Origin of the sequence: Streptomyces ruber (assembly GCF_014648075.1) — a bacterium.
Classification (GTDB): domain Bacteria; phylum Actinomycetota; class Actinomycetes; order Streptomycetales; family Streptomycetaceae; genus Streptomyces; species Streptomyces ruber.
The window spans coordinates 1-19,739 of record NZ_BMQK01000011.1 but is presented as its reverse complement, the minus strand read 5'-3'; the positions used below and the strand labels follow the sequence as shown (position 1 = coordinate 19,739).

Here is a 19,739-nt window from a genome sequence, read left to right as displayed (position 1 = left end):
CCGGGTATTCCGGGGGGCGGCCCCGCGTCACCGCGGCGGCGCCCCTCCGGCCAGGACTCACGTGCCGACGGGGCTCACTTGCTCAGGTGGAACCAGAACTCGTCGAACGACAGCAGCTTGTCGCCGTCGAGGTCACGGGAGGCTATGAGGGCCTCGGCCACCGACTCGGTGACGTTCCAGTCGCCCTGCTGGGCGAGGGCGGTCTTGAACTCGGCGGGGGTGATGAACCCGTCGCCGTCCGTGTCGATCCGGTCGAAATGCCTGCGTGCTTCCTCGATGTCCGCCACCGGTCCACCCCTCGTCTCGTGCTTCGCTGTCGTACTGCCGCAGGTCAGACTAACCGTCGGCCCGGGCCCGCAGTGCGGCGACCACCCAGGCGAACTCCTCCCGGTGGGCGGGCGGGGGGCAGGTGCCGCGTACCGTGACCAGCGGTTCGCGGTAGCGGGCGACCCGTTCGTCGAAGGCGGCCCGCAGCCGCTCCGGTACGGCGGTCCGGTCGCCGTCGCCCGGCAGGTCCCGCGGCACCTCGTCGGCCCCGGGAAGGCCGACGTGGCCGTGCCGTGCACCCGCTCACGGATGTCCGGGTCCACGGCGTCCAGCCCGTCGAACATCTCCTCGACGAACTCGGCCGCGAGCTGCGCGGCCGTCGTCTCCCCGGAAAGGACACGGCGTACGTCGTCCAGGCCGGGCCCCAGCTCGCGCAGGATGCCGATCAGCTCCGGACGGGCCACGGAGGCGGTGCCGTACAGGCGGTGGCCACCCGCGGAACGGGCCGCCGACGGTGAGGAGTGCGGTGCCGTCGTCGTTCACGCTCGTGAGTCCGGGCCTTCCAGCGGGTGCAGACCCAGGAGCACGTGGCCGATGCCGTCCCCCCTAACGGAAGACGCCCGTGTGGCCGAGCGAGTAGCGGCCCGGCTGCGGGTAGACCGCGAGGCCGTGCGGGCCGCTGCCGACGGGGATGCGGGCGAGCTGCCTGCCGGTGCGGGTGTCGATCGCGTACACCTCGGCGTCGTACCGGCCGGACAGCCACAGGACCTTGCCGTCGGCTGAGACACCGCCCATGTCGGGGCTGCCGCCGTCGGGCAGGCGCCACTTCTTGGTGAGCCGGTCGCGGCGGAAGTCGAAGACGGACACGCTGCCCTCGCCGCGGTTGGAGATGTACATCTCGCGGCTGTCGCGGCTGACGTACAGGCCGTGGCAGCCCTTCCCGGTGGGCAGCAGCTTCGGGGTGCCGAACTTCTCGCCGTCCTCGGCGTCGAGCACCCACATGCCGTGGGCCGTCATGTCGGCGACGTAGAACCGCCTGCCGTCCGGGGAGAGCTTCACGTCCTGCGGCATGGCGCCCTCCAGGGGCAGCTTCTGCCGGGCGACGACCTTCATCCGCTCGGTGTCGACCTTGAGCAGCTCGCCGCTGAACTCGCAGGAGACCACGAAGTACCGGCCGTCGCGGGAGAAGTCGGCGTGGTTGACGCCGTAGCAGGCGACCGGCTCGGTCCGGACGCGCCGCATGGTGTGCGCGTCACGGAAGACCAGCTCGCGGTCGAGGGAGGCCATGACGACGGCGTACTTGCCGTGCGGGGTGAAGTAGAGGTTGTACGGGTCGTGGACCCGGACCGGCCTGCCCGCCCGGCCCGTCCTCGGGTCGAGGGGGGTGAGGGTGTGGCCGCGGTTGTTGTTCACCCACAGGGTCTTCAGATCCCAGGACGGCACGACGTGCTGCGGCTGGCGGCCGACCCGGATCGTCTCGATCACCTTGTACGTCTCCGGGTCGATGACGGAGACGGTGTCGGACTCGGAGTTGGGGACGTAGACACGGGACGGGAAGTCCTCGACCACCGGGGAGAGCCGGTTCGGGCGGTCGGCGGCGTAGACGTCCGCCGGGTCGAGGACCTCGGGCATGCCGGGCAGGCCGCGCACGGCCGGTGCGCGCCCGGACTCCCGGGCGGCCCGGGCGGTCGTCCGGGACTCCCCGGCCCGGTCGTCGGGACCGGTGCCGCAGGCGGCGGGGGCGGCGAGTGCGGTGGCGGCGGTGGCGGCGAGCAGGGCGCGCCGGACGGTCGAGGTCACCCTCACCATCCAAGGCCGTCATGTGCGGTGGTGCGACCGCTGCTCCGGCATATGGCGCACCGGTCCCGCCGTACGGCGCTCCGGGCGCCCGGAGTGCTCAGCGGTCCGCCACGCGCATCTCGAACCAGGTCGTCTTGCCGCGCGGCAGCAGGTCGACGCCCCAGCGGTCGGAGAGCTTGTCGACGAGGAAGAGGCCGCGGCCGCTGACGTCCGTCTCCTGGACCGGCATCAGGCAGGGCAGGCCCCGCGAGGGGTCGCGGATCTCGACGCGGATCCAGCCGCGGCGGTGGCGCATGCGGAGGCCGAAGACGCGGGCGCCGGTGTGCCGGACGGCGTTGCCGACGAGCTCGGAGACGAGGAGGACCGCGTCCTCGGTCATCCTGGGCGTGAGGCCCCACTGACGCAGCAGCACGACCTGGGCCAGCCGTCGCGCGGCGGCCGCGGACTCGGGCCGGGACGGCAGCGGGACCTCGGCCTCCGTGGGGTCGCCGAGCAGTTCCAGGGTGCTCAGCGCCTGTTCGTCCTCGACCGCAGGCGACCAGCGCGCCGCGGTCGCACGTCCGTGCTGCCGCGGCTGTTCGATACCCTCCAGCCCCGCCATGCCCCCATCATGGCCGCCCAGGACGCCGTCCGGGGCCGTTCCGGAGGAATGGACCCTCCGGAACGGCTCGTTCCGGAGACCGGGCGCGGCATATGCCACCGGCAGAGAACATCCCATAAAAGCATCGGTGAACTGCGGCGATTCCGGACCTTCCGGTGAACGGCAAGCACATGGCGCGTTGCGGACTTAAGGCTGGCTTAAGGTTCGCCCAAACCCCTCTTTCGGGGGAGCCGGGCAAGGCATGGCGTCAATCCTGGGCCCGCGGGATCCGGCCGGAGAGTGACGCCGCCCGCCCCGTACGGTCTTGCGCGCGGAAGTCCGACGGTGCTCTCAGACGAACTTCGCCTTGCCCGGGCCCTCCTCCACGAAGCTGCGCATCCCGCGCTCGCGGTCCTCCGTGGCGAACAGGCCCGCGAAGAGGTTGCGTTCGATCGTGAGTCCGGTCTCGAGATCGGTCCCCAGCCCGGCGTCGATCGCCTCCTTGGCCGCGCGCAGGGCGATCGCGGGCCCCCGTGCCAGCTCGGCCGCCCATGCGTGGGCCTGCGCGTACACCTCCCCGGCGGGGACCACCCGGTCGACCAGGCCGAGGGCGAGCGCCTCGGCGGCGCCGACGACGCGCCCCGTGAAGACGAGGTCCTTGGCCTTCGACGGGCCGATCAGCCGCGCCAGCCGCTGGGTGCCGCCCGCGCCCGGGATCAGGCCCAGCTTGATCTCCGGCTGCCCGAGTCCGGCGTCCTCTGCGGCGATGCGGTAGTCGGCGCACAGCGCCAGTTCGCAGCCGCCGCCCAGCGCGTACCCGTTGACGGCGGCGACGACCGGCTTGGGGATACGGGCCACGGCGCTGAAGGAGTCCTGCAACGCCCGGGAGCGCCCGACCATCGCCGCGTGGTCCATGGCCCGCATCTCCTTGATGTCCGCGCCGGCCGCGAACACCTTCTCGCCGCCGTGGAGCACGACCGCGCGCACGTCGTCGCGGCGCGCGGCCTCCTCGGCGAGTTCCCTGAGACGGTCCTGGGTGGCGATGTCCAGAGCGTTCATCGGCGGCCGGTCGAGACGGAGGGTGCCGACGCCTTCGGCGACTTCGAGATGCACAGTCATGGGGGCAGGTTAACGGTCACTAACGACAACGGCCCCGGTGCGTCGCGTCACAGCGGCGCACCGGAACCGCGCCGGGAGCCGTGCCGGGAGCCGCGCCGGTCACGCCTTCCACTTCTCCCACGGCATGTTCCAGCCGTTGAGCCCGTTGTCGGGGGCGACGGTCGCGTCGTCGGAGTTCCGCACGATCACCACGTCGCCGATCATCGAGTTGTCGTAGAACCAGGCGGCCGCGGTCGTGCTGTCGTAGCCGCCCCGCACGTCGCGCAGGCCTATGCAGCCGTGACTGGCGTTGTAGTAGCCGAAGGCGCCGCTCCAGTAGTTGCCGTGGATGAAGGTGCCGGAGGTGGTCAGGCGCATGGCGTGCGGGACGTCCGGTATGTCGTACTCGCCGGCGTAGCCGACCGTGGCGCCGTTCATCCGGGTCACCTTGTAGCGCTCGCTGACGACCATCTGCCCGTTCCAGGTCTCGTAGCCCGGTGCGCCCGTGGTGACGGGGAGGGTCCTGAGGACCTTGCCGTCGCGCTCGACGACCATCTCCTTGGTGCCGGCGTCGACGGTGGATATCTGGCTGCGGCCTATCGTGAAGGAGACCCGCTCGGTCTGCGTCCCGTAGACACCGGGCCGGCCCTCCAGGCCGTCGAAGTCCAGGCCGACGGTCACCTTGGTCCCGGGCTTCCAGTAACGCTCGGGGCGGAAGTCGATGCGGTCGTCGCCGAACCAGTGGCCCGCGACCTCGACCGCCGGCCGGGTCTGTACCGTGATCGCCCTCTCCACCTTCGCGGGATCGCTGATGGCGCTGTCGAAGCGCAGCGAGAACGGCATGCCCACGCCGACCGTGGAACCGTCCTCGGGGGTGAAGGTGGTCTCGAAGGTCTTCTTCGGGGTGAGGGTGGTGAACGTGGACCTCGCGGTGGCCCGGCGGCCGTCGGCGTCCTCCGCCACGGCCTGGACGCTGTACTCGGTGGCCGACTTGAGGTGACCGGACGGCGTCCAGGCGGCGCCCTCGCCCGTGACCCGGCCCTTCACCTCGGTTCCCCCGGCGTCCCGTACCCGCACCTCGGTCAGCCTGCCCTCGGCCGCGGAGATCTTCAGGGCGCCGGTGGTGTTCACGCCGTCGGCGCCGTTCTTCGGGGCTATCGTCACGACGGCCCTGGAGGTCTCGTCGCCGCCCTTGTCGTCGTCCCCGGAGCACGCGGTCGCCGCGAGCAGCAGGACGCCCAGCAGCAGCGCCAGGACCCCGCGACGCCTCCCCCCGCGTGCCGGTGCCGCCCGGTCCCCCGGTTTCCGGGCGTCAACCGACGCCCCCGCTATCGGTCGCCCGTTCACGTTCGCGTCTCCCCTCGCACGGCCCGGCCCGGCACGTACCGCCCCCTGATCCCTACCGTTGATGCGGCGTTATATCGGGCTACGTCAGGGCGCCGCCCGCTTTCCACTGCTTCCATCCCATGTTCCACCCTCCGAGCCCGTTGTCTGGAGCGACCTTTTTGTCATTGCTGTTGACGACTTCGACCACGTCCCCGACGAGGCTGCGGTCGAAGAACCAGCCCGCCGGGGTGCCGGAACTGCCCCCCTTCACGTCGAGCAGGCCGACACAGCCATGGCTGACATTGGTGTTGCCGAACGCGTCCGGCGCCCAGTAGTTGCCGTGCAGGAAGGTGCCGGAGGCGGTGAGCCGCATGGCGTGCGGGACGTCCGGGATGTCGTACTCGCCCTTGCCGTCGGCCCGCTTGAAGCCGACCGTGGCACCGTTCATCCGGGTCATCTCGAGCATCTCGGTGACCACCATCCTCCCGTTGTACGTGGTGGTCCTCGGCGCCCCGGCCGTGATGGGCAGGGTGGCGAGGAGCGCGTCGCCGCGGCGCACCCGCATGGTGTGGGCCGCCGCGTCGACGACGCTGGTCTGGTGGCGTCCGACGGTGAACGAGACCGTCCTGTGCTGCAGTCCGTACACGCCGGGCGCGCCCTCGACGTCGCGCAGCCGCAGGCCGACGGTGACCCGGGTGCCCGGTTCCCAGTAGCGCTCGGGCCGGAAGTCCAGGCGTCTCGCGCCGAACCAGTGGGGCCGGACGTCCACGGCGGGCCGGGCGGTGACCCGGACGGCCCGCTCGACGGCCGCCCGGTCGGTGATGTCCCGGCTGAACTCCAGGGAGACGATCATTCCGGTGCCGACGGTGGACCGGTGTTCCGGCACGGCGTAGGCGACGAAGCGCTTGTCGGGCACGTACGTCGTGAAGGTGGTGTGCCGCGCCGAGCGGCGGCCGTGCGCGTCGAGGGCGACGGCGTCCACGGTGTACCGGGCGGCGAGCGCCAGCCGTCCGGACCCGGCGGGCCGCCAGGCCGTGCCGTCGCGGGACAGGCTGCCCGGGACGGGGGTCTCCTGCGCGTCCTGGTCCTTGACGACCTTCACGGACTCCAGCCGGCCCTCCGGCACCCGAACCTCGAAGCGCGCGTCGGCGCGGACGCCCGCACTGCGGTCCCGCGGTGTGACACGGATGACGTCCCCGGGCCCGCCGGCGGGCCCGTCCGGCACACAGCCGGCGGCCAGGAGTCCCGCCCATGTCAGTACGGCCGCCAGCACGGCCCCGGCGCGCCCCGCGCGCGTGTGCAGATGCTTCACGTGCGGCCCAACGACGGTGTGTGCTCCCGGGAAACGTGAGTGCGAGCCACGCCCTGGGCAGAACACTGGGGAGGACGACACGACGGCGGGCCGCGTCCGCGCACGAGCCGCGGGGGACGCGCCGCTACGCCGCCGCGTGTGCCCGCACCTTCGTGTCTGCCGCTGAGCCGCAGGAGGCCGTCAGATGTCGAGCCCGCCCGAGCAGGAGGCAGTCCGGCAGGAGGCAGCCCGGCAGGCGGCGGCCGCGGCCGCCGCGTCGAACGGGGGCCGGCGCACGGCGGCCCCCGCGGCACCGGTGCCCGTCCTGCCGGGCACGCCCACACCGCTCGGAGCGCGGTTCCGGGTGAGCGCGGACGGGGTCGCGGGCACCAACTTCGCGCTGTGGGCGGGCGGTGCGCAGGCGGTGGAGCTGTGCCTGTTCACCGCCGACGGCGCGGAGCGGCGGCTGCCCCTGGCCGAGCAGACGCACCAGATCTGGCACGGCTTCGTGCCCGGGGTGCTGCCCGGGCAGCGGTACGGCTACCGCGTGCACGGCCGCTGGGACCCGTGGACCGGCGCCCGCTGGAACCCGGCGAAGCTCCTCCTCGACCCGTACGCGCGCGCGGTGGACGGGGAGTTCGCCCTGCCGCCCGAGGTGTACGGGCACGTGCGGGACTGGCCCGAGCAGCACGTGGCGGACACGGTGCGCGACGAACGCGACTCGGCGCCGTATCTCCCCAAGGGCGTCGTCGTCCACGACGACGCACCCGACGACGAGTGGACCGACGACCGGCGCCCGAAGACGCCGTGGGCCGACTCGGTGATATACGAGCTGCACGTGCGCGGCTTCACGAAGCTGCACCCGGGTGTCCCCGAGGAGCTGCGCGGCACGTACGCCGGTCTCGCGCACCCGGCGGCGGTCGAGCACCTGACGCGGCTGGGCGTGACGGCCGTCGAGCTGCTCCCGGTGCACCAGTTCGCCCACGAGGACCACCTGCTGCGGCGGGGCCTGCGCAACCACTGGGGCTACAACTCGATCGGCTACTTCGCCCCGCACGCGGCGTACGCGGCCTCGGGGACCGCCGGACAGCAGGTCGGCGAGTTCCGCCGGATGGTGCGGGCGCTGCACGCGGCCGGCATCGAGGTCATCCTCGACGTGGTCTACAACCACACCGCGGAGGCGGGCGAGCTCGGGCCGACGCTGTCCCTGCGCGGCATCGACAACCGCGGCTACTACCGCCTCCAGGAGGACCCCCGCCGGTACGCGGACTACACGGGCTGCGGCAACACCCTGCACGTGGTGCAGCCGCACGTGCTGCGCCTGATCACGGACTCGCTCCGGTACTGGGTGACGGAGATGGGCGTGGACGGCTTCCGTTTCGACCTGGCCGCCGCGCTGGCCCGTTCCATGCACGACGTCGACATGCTCTCCCCGTTCCTCGCGGTGATCGCGCAGGACCCGGTGCTGCGCCGGGTGAAGCTGATCGCGGAGCCCTGGGACGTGGGCTCGGGCGGCTACCAGGTGGGCGCCTTCCCGCCGCTGTGGACGGAGTGGAACGACCGCTACCGCGACACCGTGCGGGACTTCTGGCGCGGCGCGCTGCCGGACGTACGGGAGATGGGGTACCGGCTGTCGGGGTCGAGCGACCTGTACGCGTGGGGCGGGCGGCGCCCCTACGCGTCGGTCAACTTCGTCACCGCGCACGACGGCTTCACCCTGCGCGACCTGGTGTCCTACGAGCGCAAGCACAACGAGGCGAACGGCGAGGGCAACCGGGACGGCACGAACGACAACCGCTCCTGGAACTGCGGCGCCGAGGGCGGGACCGACGACCCGCACATCACCGCGCTGCGGCGCCGTCAGCTGCGGAACCTGCTGACGACCCTGCTGCTGTCGACGGGCGTGCCGATGCTGGTCGCGGGCGACGAGATGGGCCGCACCCAGGGCGGCAACAACAACGCGTACTGCCAGGACAACGAGACCGGCTGGGTGGACTGGTCACTGCTCGACGACCCGGGCTGGCGGGCGCTGTACGACCTGACGGCCCGGCTGATCGCGCTGCGCCACGCGCATCCGGTGCTGCGCCGGCGCGCGTTCTTCTCCGGCCGGCCGCACTCCGCGGACGGGCTGCGGGACCTGGCGTGGTTCACGGCGCGGGGCGAGGAGATGACGGAAGGGGACTGGTACGCGCCCGCCGCCACCGTGGGCATGTACCTCTCCGGCCGCGACATACCCGGGCGGAACGAGCGGGGCGAGGAGGTGCTGGACGACAGCTTCCTGGCCGTCCTGCACGCCGGGGAGCGGCCGGTGCGGTTCGTGCTGCCCGGGGCGCCCTGGGCCGGGGAGTACGAGGTGGTGGTCGACACCTCGTACGAGGAGCAGCGGGAGGCGCCGGAGGAGGTGCACCGGGCCGGGACGGCGGTCACCGTGCCGGGACGGACCGTGCTGCTGTTGCGGGCGCGTTGAGACCGACGCGTCGAGGCCGGTGTGCCGAGGCCGGTGTGCCGAGGCCGGCGCGTCGACGCCCCCGCACCGAAAACCCGGTGGGCAGTGCCGGTGCCGGTCCGTAGGCTCCCCCGTGATGTCCACGACACCCGCACTCGCCGACGACCGCTCCACCGTTCGCATCCTGCTGCGCCTGTGGCCGTACGTGCGGCCGGTGCGCACCAGGCTCCTCGTCGCCGCCGTCGTGGCGGTGCTCGCCTCCTGCATCGGGCTGGTGATCCCGCTCGTCCTCAAATGGCTGGTGGACGGGCCGGTCGCCGGGCGCGACCCGCAGGGCGTGTGGCTCGGGGCGCTGTACCTGCTGCTGCTCGGACTCGCCGAGGCGGGACTGTTCGGGCTGCGGCGGTGGCTGGTGGCGCGGCCGCTGGCCGGCGTGGAGGCCCGGATGCGGGCGGACCTGTACGGGCACCTGCAGCGCGTCCCGGTGGCCTTCCACGACCGCTGGGCGTCGGGACAGCTGCTGTCGCGGGCCACCACCGACCTGATGCTGATGCGTCTGTTCCTCGCCTTCCCTCTGACGTTCCTGCTGGTCAACGGCGTGACGATCATCGTGGGCGTGATCATCATGCTGCTCCAGGACTGGATGCTCGGCCTGGTGATCCTGGGCCCGGCCGTCCCCGTGATCATCACCTGTGTCGTCTTCGAGCGGCGGTACGCCCTCGTCGCGCGGCGCGCGCAGGACCAGGTGGGCGATCTGACGACGGTCGTCGAGGAGAACGTCCTCGGCATCCGGATCATCAAGGGCTTCGGACGGCACCGCAGCCAGGCGCGGGCCTTCCGGCAGATGGTCCGGACCCTGCGCGGGACCGAACTGCACAAGGCGCGGCTGCTCGCGTCGATCTGGGCCGTGATGACGACACTGCCCGAACTCGCCATCGGCGCGGCCCTCGTGGTCGGCACCGTGCAGGTGGCCGACGGCGACCTGTCGGCGGGCACGCTGGTGGCCTTCCTGTCCACGGCCCTCGCCCTGCGCTGGCCCGTGGACTCCATCGGGTTCCTGCTCGCGATGACGCAGGAGGCGGCGACCGCGACGGAACGTTACTTCGAGGTGATGGACGCGGAGCCGGAGTCGGAGACGGTCACGGCCGGCACCTCCACCGCCCCGGGCCACGAGGACGACGGGCTGCGCTTCCACGCCGTACGGTTCCGCCACCCCGACGCCGACGAGGACGCGCCGTACGTCCTCGACCACATCGACCTGCACATACGCCACGGCGAGTCGATGGCCCTGGTCGGCGCCACCGGCAGCGGCAAGACCACGCTCACCGCGCTCGTCCCCCGGCTGCACGAGGTGACCGCCGGCCGGATCACGCTCGACGGCGAGGACATCACGGCGATGTCCCGCGCGGAGCTGCGCGCCAAGGTGGCCGTCGCCTTCGAGGAGCCGACCCTCTTCTCCGCCAGCGTCGGCGAGAACGTGCTGATGGGCGCCGACGGCGACGCGGGCCCGGCGGAGCTGGACCGGGCGCTGGCCGTCGCCCAGGCCGGCTTCGCGCACGACCTGCCCGAGGGCACCGGCACCCAGGTCGGCGAGCAGGGACTGAGCCTGTCCGGCGGTCAGCGGCAGCGGCTGGCACTGGCCCGCGCGGTCGTCGGCCGCCCCCGCTTCCTCGTCCTGGACGACCCGCTGTCCGCCCTGGACGTGCACACCGAGGCGCTGGTCGAGACCGCCCTGCGGCGGGTGCTCGCGGAGACGACCGCCCTGATCGTGGCGCACCGCCCGTCCACGGTGCTGCTCGCCGACCGCGTCGCCCTGCTCTCCGGCGGCCGCATCGCCGCCGTCGGCACCCATCACGAACTGCTGCGCACCAACGCCGAGTACGCCTGGCTGATGTCGGGCGCGGACCGCACCGGCGACGAGGAGCCCGGCGCCGCCCTCGGGAGCACCGGCGCCATGGAGGAGGCCCACCGATGACGACGCCCACGACACCGGCGCCGGCACCGGCACCGGCCGCCACCGGCCAGGACGCCCCGGACGTCACCCCGGCCGCGCACGGCACCGGCGACCACTTCGACCAGGACGTCCTGCCCACACCACCGGGGGCCACGGCCGCGCTGCTGCGCTCGCTGCTGGTTCCGATGAAGGCCCGCGTCGCCCTGACCACGACCCTGCTGCTGTTCCAGCAGGCGGCGGTGCAGGCGGGTCCGCTGCTCGTCGCGTACGCCATCGACAGCGCCGTGCCCGCGCTGCGGCGGGACGACCTCGGCCCGCTGGCCCTGGTCGCCGCCGGCTACCTGCTGTGCGCGCTGGCGTCCGGCGCGCTCCAGTACCTGTTCATCCGCGTCGCCGGCCGGGTCAGCCAGGACGTGCTCCTCGACCTGCGCGGCCGGATCTTCCGGCACGCCCAGGCGCTGAGCGTCGACTTCCACGAGCGCTACACCTCGGGCCGGCTCATCTCCCGCTCCACCACCGACGTCGAGTCCCTGCGCGAACTGCTGGACGAGGGGCTGCAGGAGCTCGTCACCGTCGTCCTGTCGTTCGTCTACATCACGGCGATGCTGCTCTGGCTGGACCTCGGCCTCGGCGCGGCCGCGCTGGCCTCCCTCGTCCCGCTCTCCCTGCTGGTACGGCTCTACCAGCGGCGCGCGGTGAAGGTGTACCGGCTGCGCTCGACCGCCGTCGCCGCCGTCATCGTGAAGTTCGTGGAGACGATGAACGGCATCCGCCCGGTGCGCGCCTTCCGCCGCGAGGCCGCCAACGAGGCGGAGTTCGGCACGCTGAACCACCGGCACGAGCGCCGGAACGGCGACGCGATCCTGGAGATGGCCCGCTATGTGGCCGGCTCCCGGCTGGTCGCCAACACGGCGGTCGCGGCCATCGTGCTGTGGGGCGCCTACCGGGTGGCCGACGGCGGCCTGGCCCTCGGCGTGCTGGCGGCCGCGGTGCTGTACCTGCGCCGGCTGTACGACCCGATCGACCGGCTCGCCATGTTCCTGAACTCGTACCAGTCGGCGGCGGCCTCGCTGGAGAAGATCGCCGGACTGCTGGCCCAGACCCCGTCCGTGCCGGAGCCCGAGGCACCCCGGAGCCTGCCCGCCCCGCGGTCCGGGCAGCCGGGCCGCGAGGTCGTCTTCGACGGCGTCCGGTTCGCCTACCGCACCGGCGGCGAGGTGCTGCCCCGCTTCGACCTCACCCTGCCGGCCGGGCAGACGGTCGCGGTCGTCGGCTCGACGGGCGCGGGCAAGTCCACCCTCGCCAAGCTGCTCGCCCGCTTCTACGACCCCACCGAGGGTCGGGTCCTGCTCGACGGCGTCGACCTGCGCGACCTCGCGACGCCGGAGCTGCGGCGCGGTGTCGTCATGGTCACCCAGGAGTCGTTCCTGTTCTCGGGCACGGTCGCCGAGAACATCGCCATCGGCCGCCCCGACGCGACCCGCGAGGAGATCGAGGAGGCGTCGAAGGCGATCGGCGCGCACGAGTTCATCAGCGCGCTGCCCGACGGTTACGACACCGACGTGCGCAAGCGGGGCGGGCGCATCTCCGCGGGGCAGCGGCAGCTGGTGGCGTTCGCGCGGGCGCTGCTGGCCGATCCGGCCGTGCTCATCCTCGACGAGGCGACCAGCTCGCTGGACATTCCCGGGGAACGGGCCGTGCAGCGCGCGATGCTGACCGTGCTCAAGGGACGGACGGCGGTCGTCATCGCCCACCGCCTGTCGACCGTGGAGACGGCCGACCGGGTGCTCGTGATGGAGCACGGACGCGTCGTGGAGGACGGCTCTCCGGCCGACCTCGTCGCGGGCACGGCGGGCACCGGCCGGTACGCGGACCTGCACCGGGCCTGGCGGGACAGCCTGGCCTGAAGCCGCCGCACCGGCCCGGCCGACCCGGCCCGGGGTCACTCGTACACGAACTCCGTACGGTCCGGGTGCAGGACCAGTTCCACGGGCGGGCGGCCGTCCCAGGTGTGGCCGGGGCCGTGGTGGCTGCGGGACTCGTAGTGCCAGGCCACGTTCCCGGCGATCAGGTGGCCCACCGCCGTCAGGTACCGGTCCAGGTCGCCGTACCGCTCGTGGTCCCGGTGGCGGGCGCGCAGGGTCCGGCAGACGCGGGTGTACTCGTCGACGGCGGCCGCGACACGGCGCAGCAGGACGTCGACGGCGGCCTGCACCGTCAGCCCCTGGTGCCGCATCAGGGAGAGCGGCAGGTTCAGGCCGTCGCCGGTCAGCAGTTCCCTGCGCAGCGAGAACAGGTCGTCGACAAGGACCATGTGCGTGCCCGCGACGCGCCACAGCCCGGCCAGGTCCGCGTCCCGTTCCGTCAGGTCGGTCAGGTCGACGCCGAGGCCGTGCTCCAGGGGCACCATGACCGTCTCGCCGCCGGTGGAGATGCGGCGCAGCGGGAAGCACACGTCGGGGTGGACGGTGTGGCCGCCGGCCCGGAGCGAGCTCTCCATGACGAGGGCCTCCGCCCGGCGCCGGTGGGCGCGCGCGTACCGGCGGCGGAGCCCGGCGCTCATCGATCCGGTCAGCTCGGCCCATGCCTCCTTGTACGCGGTGGCGTACGGACTGGTGTCGTCGCCCGTGCCGTCGAGCATCCGCAGGAAGTCGTCGCGGGTCTCCCATTCGGGCCCGGCGGGGTCCGCGAAGGCGGACAGCAGGGTGTGCAGCCGGCTGACGGGCGCGAGCGACGCGGGGTCGGCGGTGGGGTGGCACCAGCACACCCAGCGGGGGACGCGCCGGTCCAGGAACGTTTCCCTGCGCGGTCCGCCGGTGAACGCGGCGGAGTGTGCGAGCCAGGTGTGCTCGGCCTCGGTCACCGCGGCGTGGGCGGGGTGCAGTCTCGCCCGTCCGGGGTACGGGAGGGTGCCGATGCGGATGCGCGTCCCGGAAGCCAGTGCCGTCTCACGGATGGGCCGGGTGATCATTGTTCTCTCCCTGCTCGCCTCGGTGCCGGTACAGCGTGAGCGTGGCACTCCGGCGGCGGTGACCAGCAGGGCGGCCGACGCGGCGCCCGGGGCGTGGGCGCGGCTCGTCACCCCGGGGCGTACCTCCGTCCACGCCGATGCGGTGCGTCTGTACCCTTTGGTCCCCTTGCACCCGAGGCGCACGCCTGTCCGGCGCTCGTACAACCCCGGCTGCCGCCCTAGGCTTCGGTCCCATGTCCCACACGGATGGCCGACCCCCACACGGCCCCTTCGAAGCCGGTTCCGCACCCTCCCTCTCCTCCCCCTCCCCCTCCTCCCCGGACGGTCCCTTCCCCGACGGCCCCTTCACCTACGAACACGTGGGCGCGACCCTGTCCGGTCACTGCCCGCCCGGTTTCCACCCCCTCCAGGTCCGCACCCGCATCGGCGAGGGCACGGACGTCTTCACACGCGCGTCCGACGCGCTGCTGACCTGGGAGCTGCACCGGGCGATCGGCGTGGGGCTCGAGGCCGGCGCCCCCGGGGCCGCGCCCGGGGTCGACGTCACGGTCACGCTCGCCGGTCTGATCAAGGCGCCGTGCCGGGTGGTGTGGACACTGGCCGAGCCCCGCCGCCGGGGCTGGGCGTACGGCACCCTCCAGGGCCATCCCGAGTGCGGCGAGGAGTCCTTCGTGGTCGCCCGCACGGGCGACGGGTCGGTCTGGCTGACGGTGACGGCGTTCAGCCGCCCGGCCAAGTGGTACGCCCGCGCGGGCGGCGCGGCGACCCGGGGCCTGCAGCACGCGTACGCACGCCGGTGCGGAGCGGTGCTGCGCAGGCTGTGCACGGACGTCCAGGGCTGACGCCCCGACGGAGGGGCGCGCCCCTGTGCGGCGCGCCCCTCGTCGGTTGTCTGCGGGTCCGTCATGGCTGGTCGCACAGTCCCCCGCGCCCTTGGGGGCGCTCCCCGTCAGCGCATGAGTACTCCGCCTCCCTCGCCCGTCTCCTCCGACGGCACCGCCAGCAGCCCGAGTTCCGCCGCCGACGCCAGCAGCGGGTGGGCCGGCAGGACGCGGACGGTGTACCCGAACGGGCCGGTGCGGTCCAGGGACAGCGGGCCCTCGTACACGTACCGCCCCTCCGCGTCCGGGCCGCCCGTCGGCTTCAGCGGGACGCACTCCGCGTCCGCGATGCGGTCCTCCGCGTCCACCCGGCCCGACACCGCCTGCACCTCGACGTCGTCGGGGGCCAGCCCGCCGAGCCGGACGAGCACCCGCAGCGACAGCGTGGTGCCGAGCTCCGCCGTGGTGGTCACCGCCGAGGTCTCCACGTGGTCGACCGCGACGTCGTGCCAGGCGCCGCGCACCCGGGTTTTCCACTCCGCCAGGTCCCGGGCCGCGTCCGGGGTCATCGCGCGGTGGGACCGGGCCGCGGGCGCGTACAGGCGCTCCACGTACTCGCGGACCATCCGGCCGGCCAGCACCTTGGGGCCGAGGTGGGTCAGCGTCTGGCGGACCATCTCGATCCAGCGGTCGGGCAGCCCGCCCGGCCCGCGCTCGTAGAAGCGCGGCGCCACCCGCTTCTCCAGCAGGTCGTACAGGGCGGAGGCCTCCAGGTCGTCGCGGCGGTCCTCGTCCGTCGCCTGGCCGTCGGCCGTGGGGATCGCCCAGCCGAAGTCGGGCCGGAACCATTCCTCCCACCAGCCGTCCAGCACGGACAGGTTGAGGCAGCCGTTGAGGGCCGCCTTCATCCCGCTGGTCCCGCACGCCTCCAGCGGCCGGAGCGGGTTGTTCAGCCAGACGTCGCAGCCGGGGTACAGCTTCTGGGCCATCGCCATGCCGTAGTCCGGCAGGAAGACCAGCCGGTGGCGTACGCGCGGGTCGTCCGCGTACCGGACCAGCTCCTGCACCAGCCGCTTGCCGCCGTCGTCCGCCGGGTGGGCCTTGCCCGCCACCACGATCTGCACCGGCCGCTCGGGGTGGAGGAGCAGGTCCATCAGCCGGTCCCGGTCGCGGAGCATCAGGGTGAGCCGCTTGTACGACGGGACGCGGCGCGCGAACCCGATGGTCAGCACGTCCGGGTCGAGCACGCCGTCGATCCAGCCGAGCTCCGCCGTGCCCGCGCCGCGCTGCCGCCACGACGCGTACAGCCGCCGCCGCACCTCGTCCACCAGCTGCTCGCGCAGGGACCGCCTGAGCTCCCAGATCTCCTGGTCGGGGATGTCCGCGACGGAGTCCCAGCGTTCCGAGCCGCCGACCGTCAGCGCGTCCTCGGTGCGCTGCACGCCGATCTGCCGCGCGCCGAGGCGGAACACCTCGGGGGCCACCCAGGTGGGCGCGTGGACGCCGTTGGTGACGGAGGTGATCGGCACCTCGTCCGGGTCGAAGCCCGGCCACAGTCCCGCGAACATCTCCCGGCTGACCTGGCCGTGCAGCAGCGAGACGCCGTTCGCCCGCTGGCCGAGCCTGAGGCCCATCACGGCCATGTTGAACAGGTTGGGCTCGCCGCCGGGGTAGGTCTCCAGGCCGAGCCGGAGGATGCGTTCGACGTCGATGCGGGGCAGTTCCGCGTCGGGGCCGAAGTGGCGGGCGACCAGTTCGCGGTCGAAGCGGTCGATGCCGGCGGGGACGGGCGTGTGGGTGGTGAAGACCGTGCCCGCCCGCACCGCCTCCAGGCCCGCGTCGAAGTCCAGCCCCCGGTCGCACAGCTCGGCGATGCGCTCCAGGCCGAGGAAGCCGGCGTGGCCCTCGTTGGTGTGGAAGACCTCGGGCTCCGGGTGGCCGGTGAGCCGGCAGTACGTCCGGACCGCCCGCACACCTCCTATGCCGAGCAGCATCTCCTGCAGCAGCCGGTGTTCGCTGCCGCCGCCGTACAGCCGGTCGGTGACGCCCCGTTCGCCGAGGTCGTTCTCCTCGACGTCCGAGTCGAGCAGCAGCAGCGGGACGCGGCCGACCTGGGCCTGCCAGATCCGCGCCCGCATGCCGTGCCCGCCGGGCAGCGCGAGGGAGACCTGCGCGGGCGAGCCGTCGGTCTCCCGCAGCGGCACCAGCGGCAGCTCGTTGGGGTCCAGGACCGGGTAGTGCTCCTGCTGCCAGCCGTCCCGCGACAGCGACTGGCGGAAGTAACCGTGCCGGTAGAGCAGGCCGACGCCGATGAGCGGCACACCGAGGTCGCTGGCCGCCTTCAGGTGGTCGCCGGCGAGGATGCCGAGACCACCGGAGTACTGCGGCAGCGCCGCGGTGATGCCGAACTCGGGCGAGAAGTACGCGACGGCGGCGGGGAGGCCGCCGGGCTGGGCCTGGTACCAGCGGTCCCCGCCCACGTAGTCCCGCAGGTCGTCGGCGGCGGCGGCCAGGCGCCGCAGGAACCGCCGGTCCTCGGCGAGCTCCGCGAGACGGTCGGCGGGGACGCTGCCGAGGAGCCGCACGGGGTCGCCGCCGGACGCGGCCCAGCGCTCGGGATCGACGGACTGGAAGAGATCACGGGTCTCCGCGTGCCAGGACCAGCGCAGATTGCGCGCCAGCTCGCTGAGCGGGTGAAGGGCTGCGGGGAGGACGGGTCGTACGGTGAACCTGCGAATCGCCTTCACTTAAGCTTCCACCTTCATGGAGGACGTGCGCGGCCGAGGGACCCACACCGCTGTGGCGCCCCTTCGTCGTCACCCCCGACCGTAGCGGCGTGAGCGCCCGAACAACCACGGCGCATCCGTGTCCCGCACTCCCGTCCGGCCGGATTTCCGTTCGCGATTCGTCCTGATGTCGCCGCAGCCTTCACAGGGCTCTCACCAGGGATATGGCCGATTCCGCCCCGCCAAGCGGCCTTGTGGGGCCTCACAGCGCACGAGAGGCTGCCCAGTGGCGTACCGGCCGTTTTGACCGGAGTCCGGTGAAAAGCGGTATCGGTGCGCCGAGTTGAGGAGGGGAACTCACCATATGACCAAGACCGGAAACCGGCGCCGACGCTGGGCGGGGAGCCTGACGGCGCTCGTCACGGCCGCGGCGCTTTCGGCCATCACTCCGCCGGCGTACGCCGCGCCCCTGGGGCGGATACTCGGCGCCGGCGAACCCGGATCCGTGAGCGGTAGTTACATCGTGACGCTCAAGGGCGGAACAACGGCCCGTTCGGCGGCCGGCCAGGGCATCGCCAAGGAATACGGAGCGAAAATAGGCCATACCTACAGCTCCGTACTGAACGGCTATTCCGTGGAAACCGGGGAGCGGCAGGCCCGGGAACTCGCGGCGGACTCCCGCGTCGACTCCGTCGTGCAGGACACCCGGGTGGCCTACGACGGAACCCAGCAGAACCCGCCCTCGTGGGGTCTCGACCGGATCGACCAGCCGGCCCTGCCCCTGGACCGGAGCTACACTGCGCCGGAGCCGGAGGGCGAGGGCGTCACCGTCTACGTCATCGACACCGGCATCCGGACCACCCACAAGGATTTCGGCGGCCGGGCGAGCAGCGGCTGGGACTTCGTCGAGAACGACGCCGTGGCCCAGGACGGCCACGGACACGGCACCCATGTGGCGGGCACCGTCGCCGGCACCACGTACGGCGTCGCCAAGAAGGCGCGGGTCGTCGGCGTGCGCGTGCTCGACGACGCGGGATCGGGCACCACCGCCCAGGTCATCGCCGGCATCGACTGGGTGACCCGGCACGCGCACAAGCCCGCCGTGGCCAACCTGAGCCTCGGCGGCTTCGCCAACGCCCAGCTCGACGCGGCCGTACGCACCTCGATCGCGTCCGGGGTCACCTACGCAGTGGCCGCCGGCAACGACGGTCTCGCCGCCGGGCTCTCTTCACCCGCCCGTGTCAAGGAGGCGATCACGGTCGGCGCCACCGACGACGGGGACCGGCGCGCCGCCTTCTCCAACTGGGGGCGGTCCCTGGACGTGTTCGCGCCGGGCGTGTCGGTCACGTCCGCGTGGAACAGCGACGACACCGCCCGGGCCACCCACGACGGCACGTCCATGGCGACGCCGCACGTCGCGGGCGCCGCCGCGCTGTACCTGGCCCACCATCCGGGCGACACACCGGCCCAGGTGAGCAGGTCACTGGTGAAAGCCGCCGTTTCGGGGAAGGTGACAGGTCGTGGCATCGGATCGCCCGACCGGCTGCTTCAGGTGAACAGCCCGTAAAACCATGAGATTTCCGCGTATAACGGGGTAGGCGACACCGGTCTCGTCCGTACGGACGAGGCCGGTCTTGTGTGTAGACATACGCGTGAGTAGTTAACAAAGTGCCGGAATGCCCATCCGCATAGGGTGGGAAGGCTTCTCCGGTACGCCCCCTGGTGTCATCTCCTCACACCCCCTCCGCCTACGACATTGACGCGGACAGGAGCGGTCATGCCCGCCACGCACCACTCGTCAGTACCTTCGACGACCAGCACCACCCCGGGGCCGCGTGTGCCCCGGGCGAGTGCCGGCCCGCCCGCCGCCGCGGCGCCGGACCTGCCACTGATCGGCCGGATACCTGTACTGGACGTCCGGCCGGCGGTCCATCAAGGGCGCCGTCCGGCGAAGGCGGTGGTGGGCGAGGAGTTCGAGATCTCGGCGACCGTGTTCCGGGAGGGGCACGACGCGGTCGCGGCCAACGTGGTCCTGACGGACGCCAAGGGGCGAACGGGGCCGTGGACGCCGATGCGGGAGCTGGCGCCCGGCACCGACCGCTGGGGCGCCACCGTCTCGCTGCCGCACGCGGGCCGGTGGACCTTCCGCGTGGAGGCGTGGGGCGACCCGGTCACCACCTGGCGGCACCACGCCCGGATCAAGATCCCCGCCGGGATCGACACGGAGCTCGTCCTGGAGGAGGGCGCGCTGCTGCATCAGCGCGCCGTCGACGGGGTGCCGAAGCGCGGGCGCGAGCGGAAGGTCCTGCGGGCCGCGGTGGAGGCACTGCGGGACACGGAGCGCCCGGTCGCGGCCCGGCTCGCGGCGGCGCTGGCGCCGGAGGTGGACGGGGTGCTGGCCCGGTATCCGCTGCGGGAGCTGGTCACCGCCTCGGCGGAGCTGCCGCTGGTGGTGGAGC

General features: G+C 73.0%; 16 protein-coding genes. 7 read left to right on the top strand and 9 right to left on the bottom strand.

Annotation, left to right across the window (positions count from 1 at the left end; all coding sequences use genetic code 11):
* Window positions 1-74 precede the first annotated feature (74 nt).
* On the bottom strand, window positions 75-287 hold the full coding sequence (locus IEZ04_RS22030) for an EF-hand domain-containing protein (protein ID WP_189218679.1): 213 nt from the start codon (window positions 285-287) through the stop codon (window positions 75-77).
* A gap of 49 nt (window positions 288-336) precedes the next feature.
* Complete coding sequence (locus IEZ04_RS35830; RefSeq protein ID WP_189218678.1) at window positions 337-525, bottom strand: hypothetical protein; 189 nt, start codon at window positions 523-525, stop codon at window positions 337-339.
* Between the two features lie 35 nt (window positions 526-560).
* Here IEZ04_RS35830 and IEZ04_RS35825 point away from each other — a divergent pair, with 35 nt between their 5' ends.
* Window positions 561-785, top strand: a complete 225-nt coding sequence (locus IEZ04_RS35825) for a hypothetical protein (protein WP_189218677.1) — start codon at window positions 561-563, stop codon at window positions 783-785.
* An 88-nt stretch (window positions 786-873) separates the two neighbouring features.
* Here IEZ04_RS35825 and IEZ04_RS22015 read toward each other — a convergent pair whose 3' ends face one another.
* The 5 genes from IEZ04_RS22015 to IEZ04_RS21995 all read right to left on the bottom strand — a co-directional run bounded on the left by IEZ04_RS22015 (window position 874) and on the right by IEZ04_RS21995 (window position 6,383).
* Complete coding sequence (locus IEZ04_RS22015; protein ID WP_189218676.1) at window positions 874-2,076, bottom strand: YncE family protein; 1,203 nt, start codon at window positions 2,074-2,076, stop codon at window positions 874-876.
* Between the two features lie 88 nt (window positions 2,077-2,164).
* Complete coding sequence (locus tag IEZ04_RS22010; protein WP_189218675.1) at window positions 2,165-2,668, bottom strand: ATP-binding protein; 504 nt, start codon at window positions 2,666-2,668, stop codon at window positions 2,165-2,167.
* A 330-nt stretch (window positions 2,669-2,998) separates the two neighbouring features.
* Complete coding sequence (locus tag IEZ04_RS22005; RefSeq protein WP_189218674.1) at window positions 2,999-3,766, bottom strand: enoyl-CoA hydratase/isomerase family protein; 768 nt, start codon at window positions 3,764-3,766, stop codon at window positions 2,999-3,001.
* A 99-nt stretch (window positions 3,767-3,865) separates the two neighbouring features.
* Window positions 3,866-5,092: a L,D-transpeptidase gene (locus tag IEZ04_RS22000; RefSeq protein WP_189218673.1), complete on the bottom strand. Its 1,227-nt coding sequence runs from the start codon at window positions 5,090-5,092 to the stop codon at window positions 3,866-3,868.
* Between the two features lie 79 nt (window positions 5,093-5,171).
* Window positions 5,172-6,383, bottom strand: coding sequence for a L,D-transpeptidase (locus IEZ04_RS21995; protein WP_189218672.1), 1,212 nt, complete (start codon window positions 6,381-6,383; stop codon window positions 5,172-5,174).
* Between the two features lie 184 nt (window positions 6,384-6,567).
* Here IEZ04_RS21995 and glgX point away from each other — a divergent pair, with 184 nt between their 5' ends.
* From glgX to IEZ04_RS21980, 3 genes are all read left to right on the top strand, one after another.
* Window positions 6,568-8,829: a glycogen debranching protein GlgX gene (gene glgX / locus IEZ04_RS21990; RefSeq protein WP_189218671.1), complete on the top strand. Its 2,262-nt coding sequence runs from the start codon at window positions 6,568-6,570 to the stop codon at window positions 8,827-8,829.
* A gap of 115 nt (window positions 8,830-8,944) precedes the next feature.
* Window positions 8,945-10,783 carry an ABC transporter ATP-binding protein gene (locus IEZ04_RS21985; protein ID WP_189218670.1) on the top strand — a complete coding sequence of 613 codons (1,839 nt, stop codon included), beginning with the start codon at window positions 8,945-8,947 and terminating at the stop codon, window positions 10,781-10,783.
* Entirely contained in the window at window positions 10,780-12,669 is a 1,890-nt protein-coding gene (locus IEZ04_RS21980) for an ABC transporter ATP-binding protein (RefSeq protein ID WP_189218669.1), read from the top strand. The genes IEZ04_RS21985 and IEZ04_RS21980 overlap by 4 nt, the downstream gene beginning before the upstream one ends.
* Before the next feature lie 35 nt (window positions 12,670-12,704).
* Here the strand turns inward: IEZ04_RS21980 and IEZ04_RS21975 are convergent, their stop codons facing one another.
* On the bottom strand, window positions 12,705-13,844 hold the full coding sequence (locus IEZ04_RS21975) for a terpene synthase family protein (RefSeq protein WP_189218668.1): 1,140 nt from the start codon (window positions 13,842-13,844) through the stop codon (window positions 12,705-12,707).
* Between the two features lie 122 nt (window positions 13,845-13,966).
* On the opposite strand from IEZ04_RS21975, the gene IEZ04_RS21970 reads away from it, so the two are divergent.
* On the top strand, window positions 13,967-14,575 hold the full coding sequence (locus IEZ04_RS21970; RefSeq protein WP_189218667.1) for a DUF1990 domain-containing protein: 609 nt from the start codon (window positions 13,967-13,969) through the stop codon (window positions 14,573-14,575).
* 107 nt (window positions 14,576-14,682) lie between these two features.
* Here the strand turns inward: IEZ04_RS21970 and IEZ04_RS21965 are convergent, their stop codons facing one another.
* A complete protein-coding gene (locus IEZ04_RS21965) occupies window positions 14,683-17,301 on the bottom strand; it encodes a glycosyltransferase family 1 protein (RefSeq protein ID WP_189218666.1) in 2,619 nt (872 codons plus the stop codon).
* 343 nt (window positions 17,302-17,644) lie between these two features.
* Here IEZ04_RS21965 and IEZ04_RS21960 point away from each other — a divergent pair, with 343 nt between their 5' ends.
* Together IEZ04_RS21960 and IEZ04_RS21955 are read left to right on the top strand one after the other, a co-directional pair.
* A complete protein-coding gene (locus tag IEZ04_RS21960; protein WP_189218665.1) occupies window positions 17,645-18,847 on the top strand; it encodes a S8 family peptidase in 1,203 nt (400 codons plus the stop codon).
* Between the two features lie 210 nt (window positions 18,848-19,057).
* Window positions 19,058-19,739: maltotransferase domain-containing protein (locus IEZ04_RS21955; RefSeq protein ID WP_189218664.1), on the top strand; the 682-nt coding region annotated here is incomplete at its 3' end.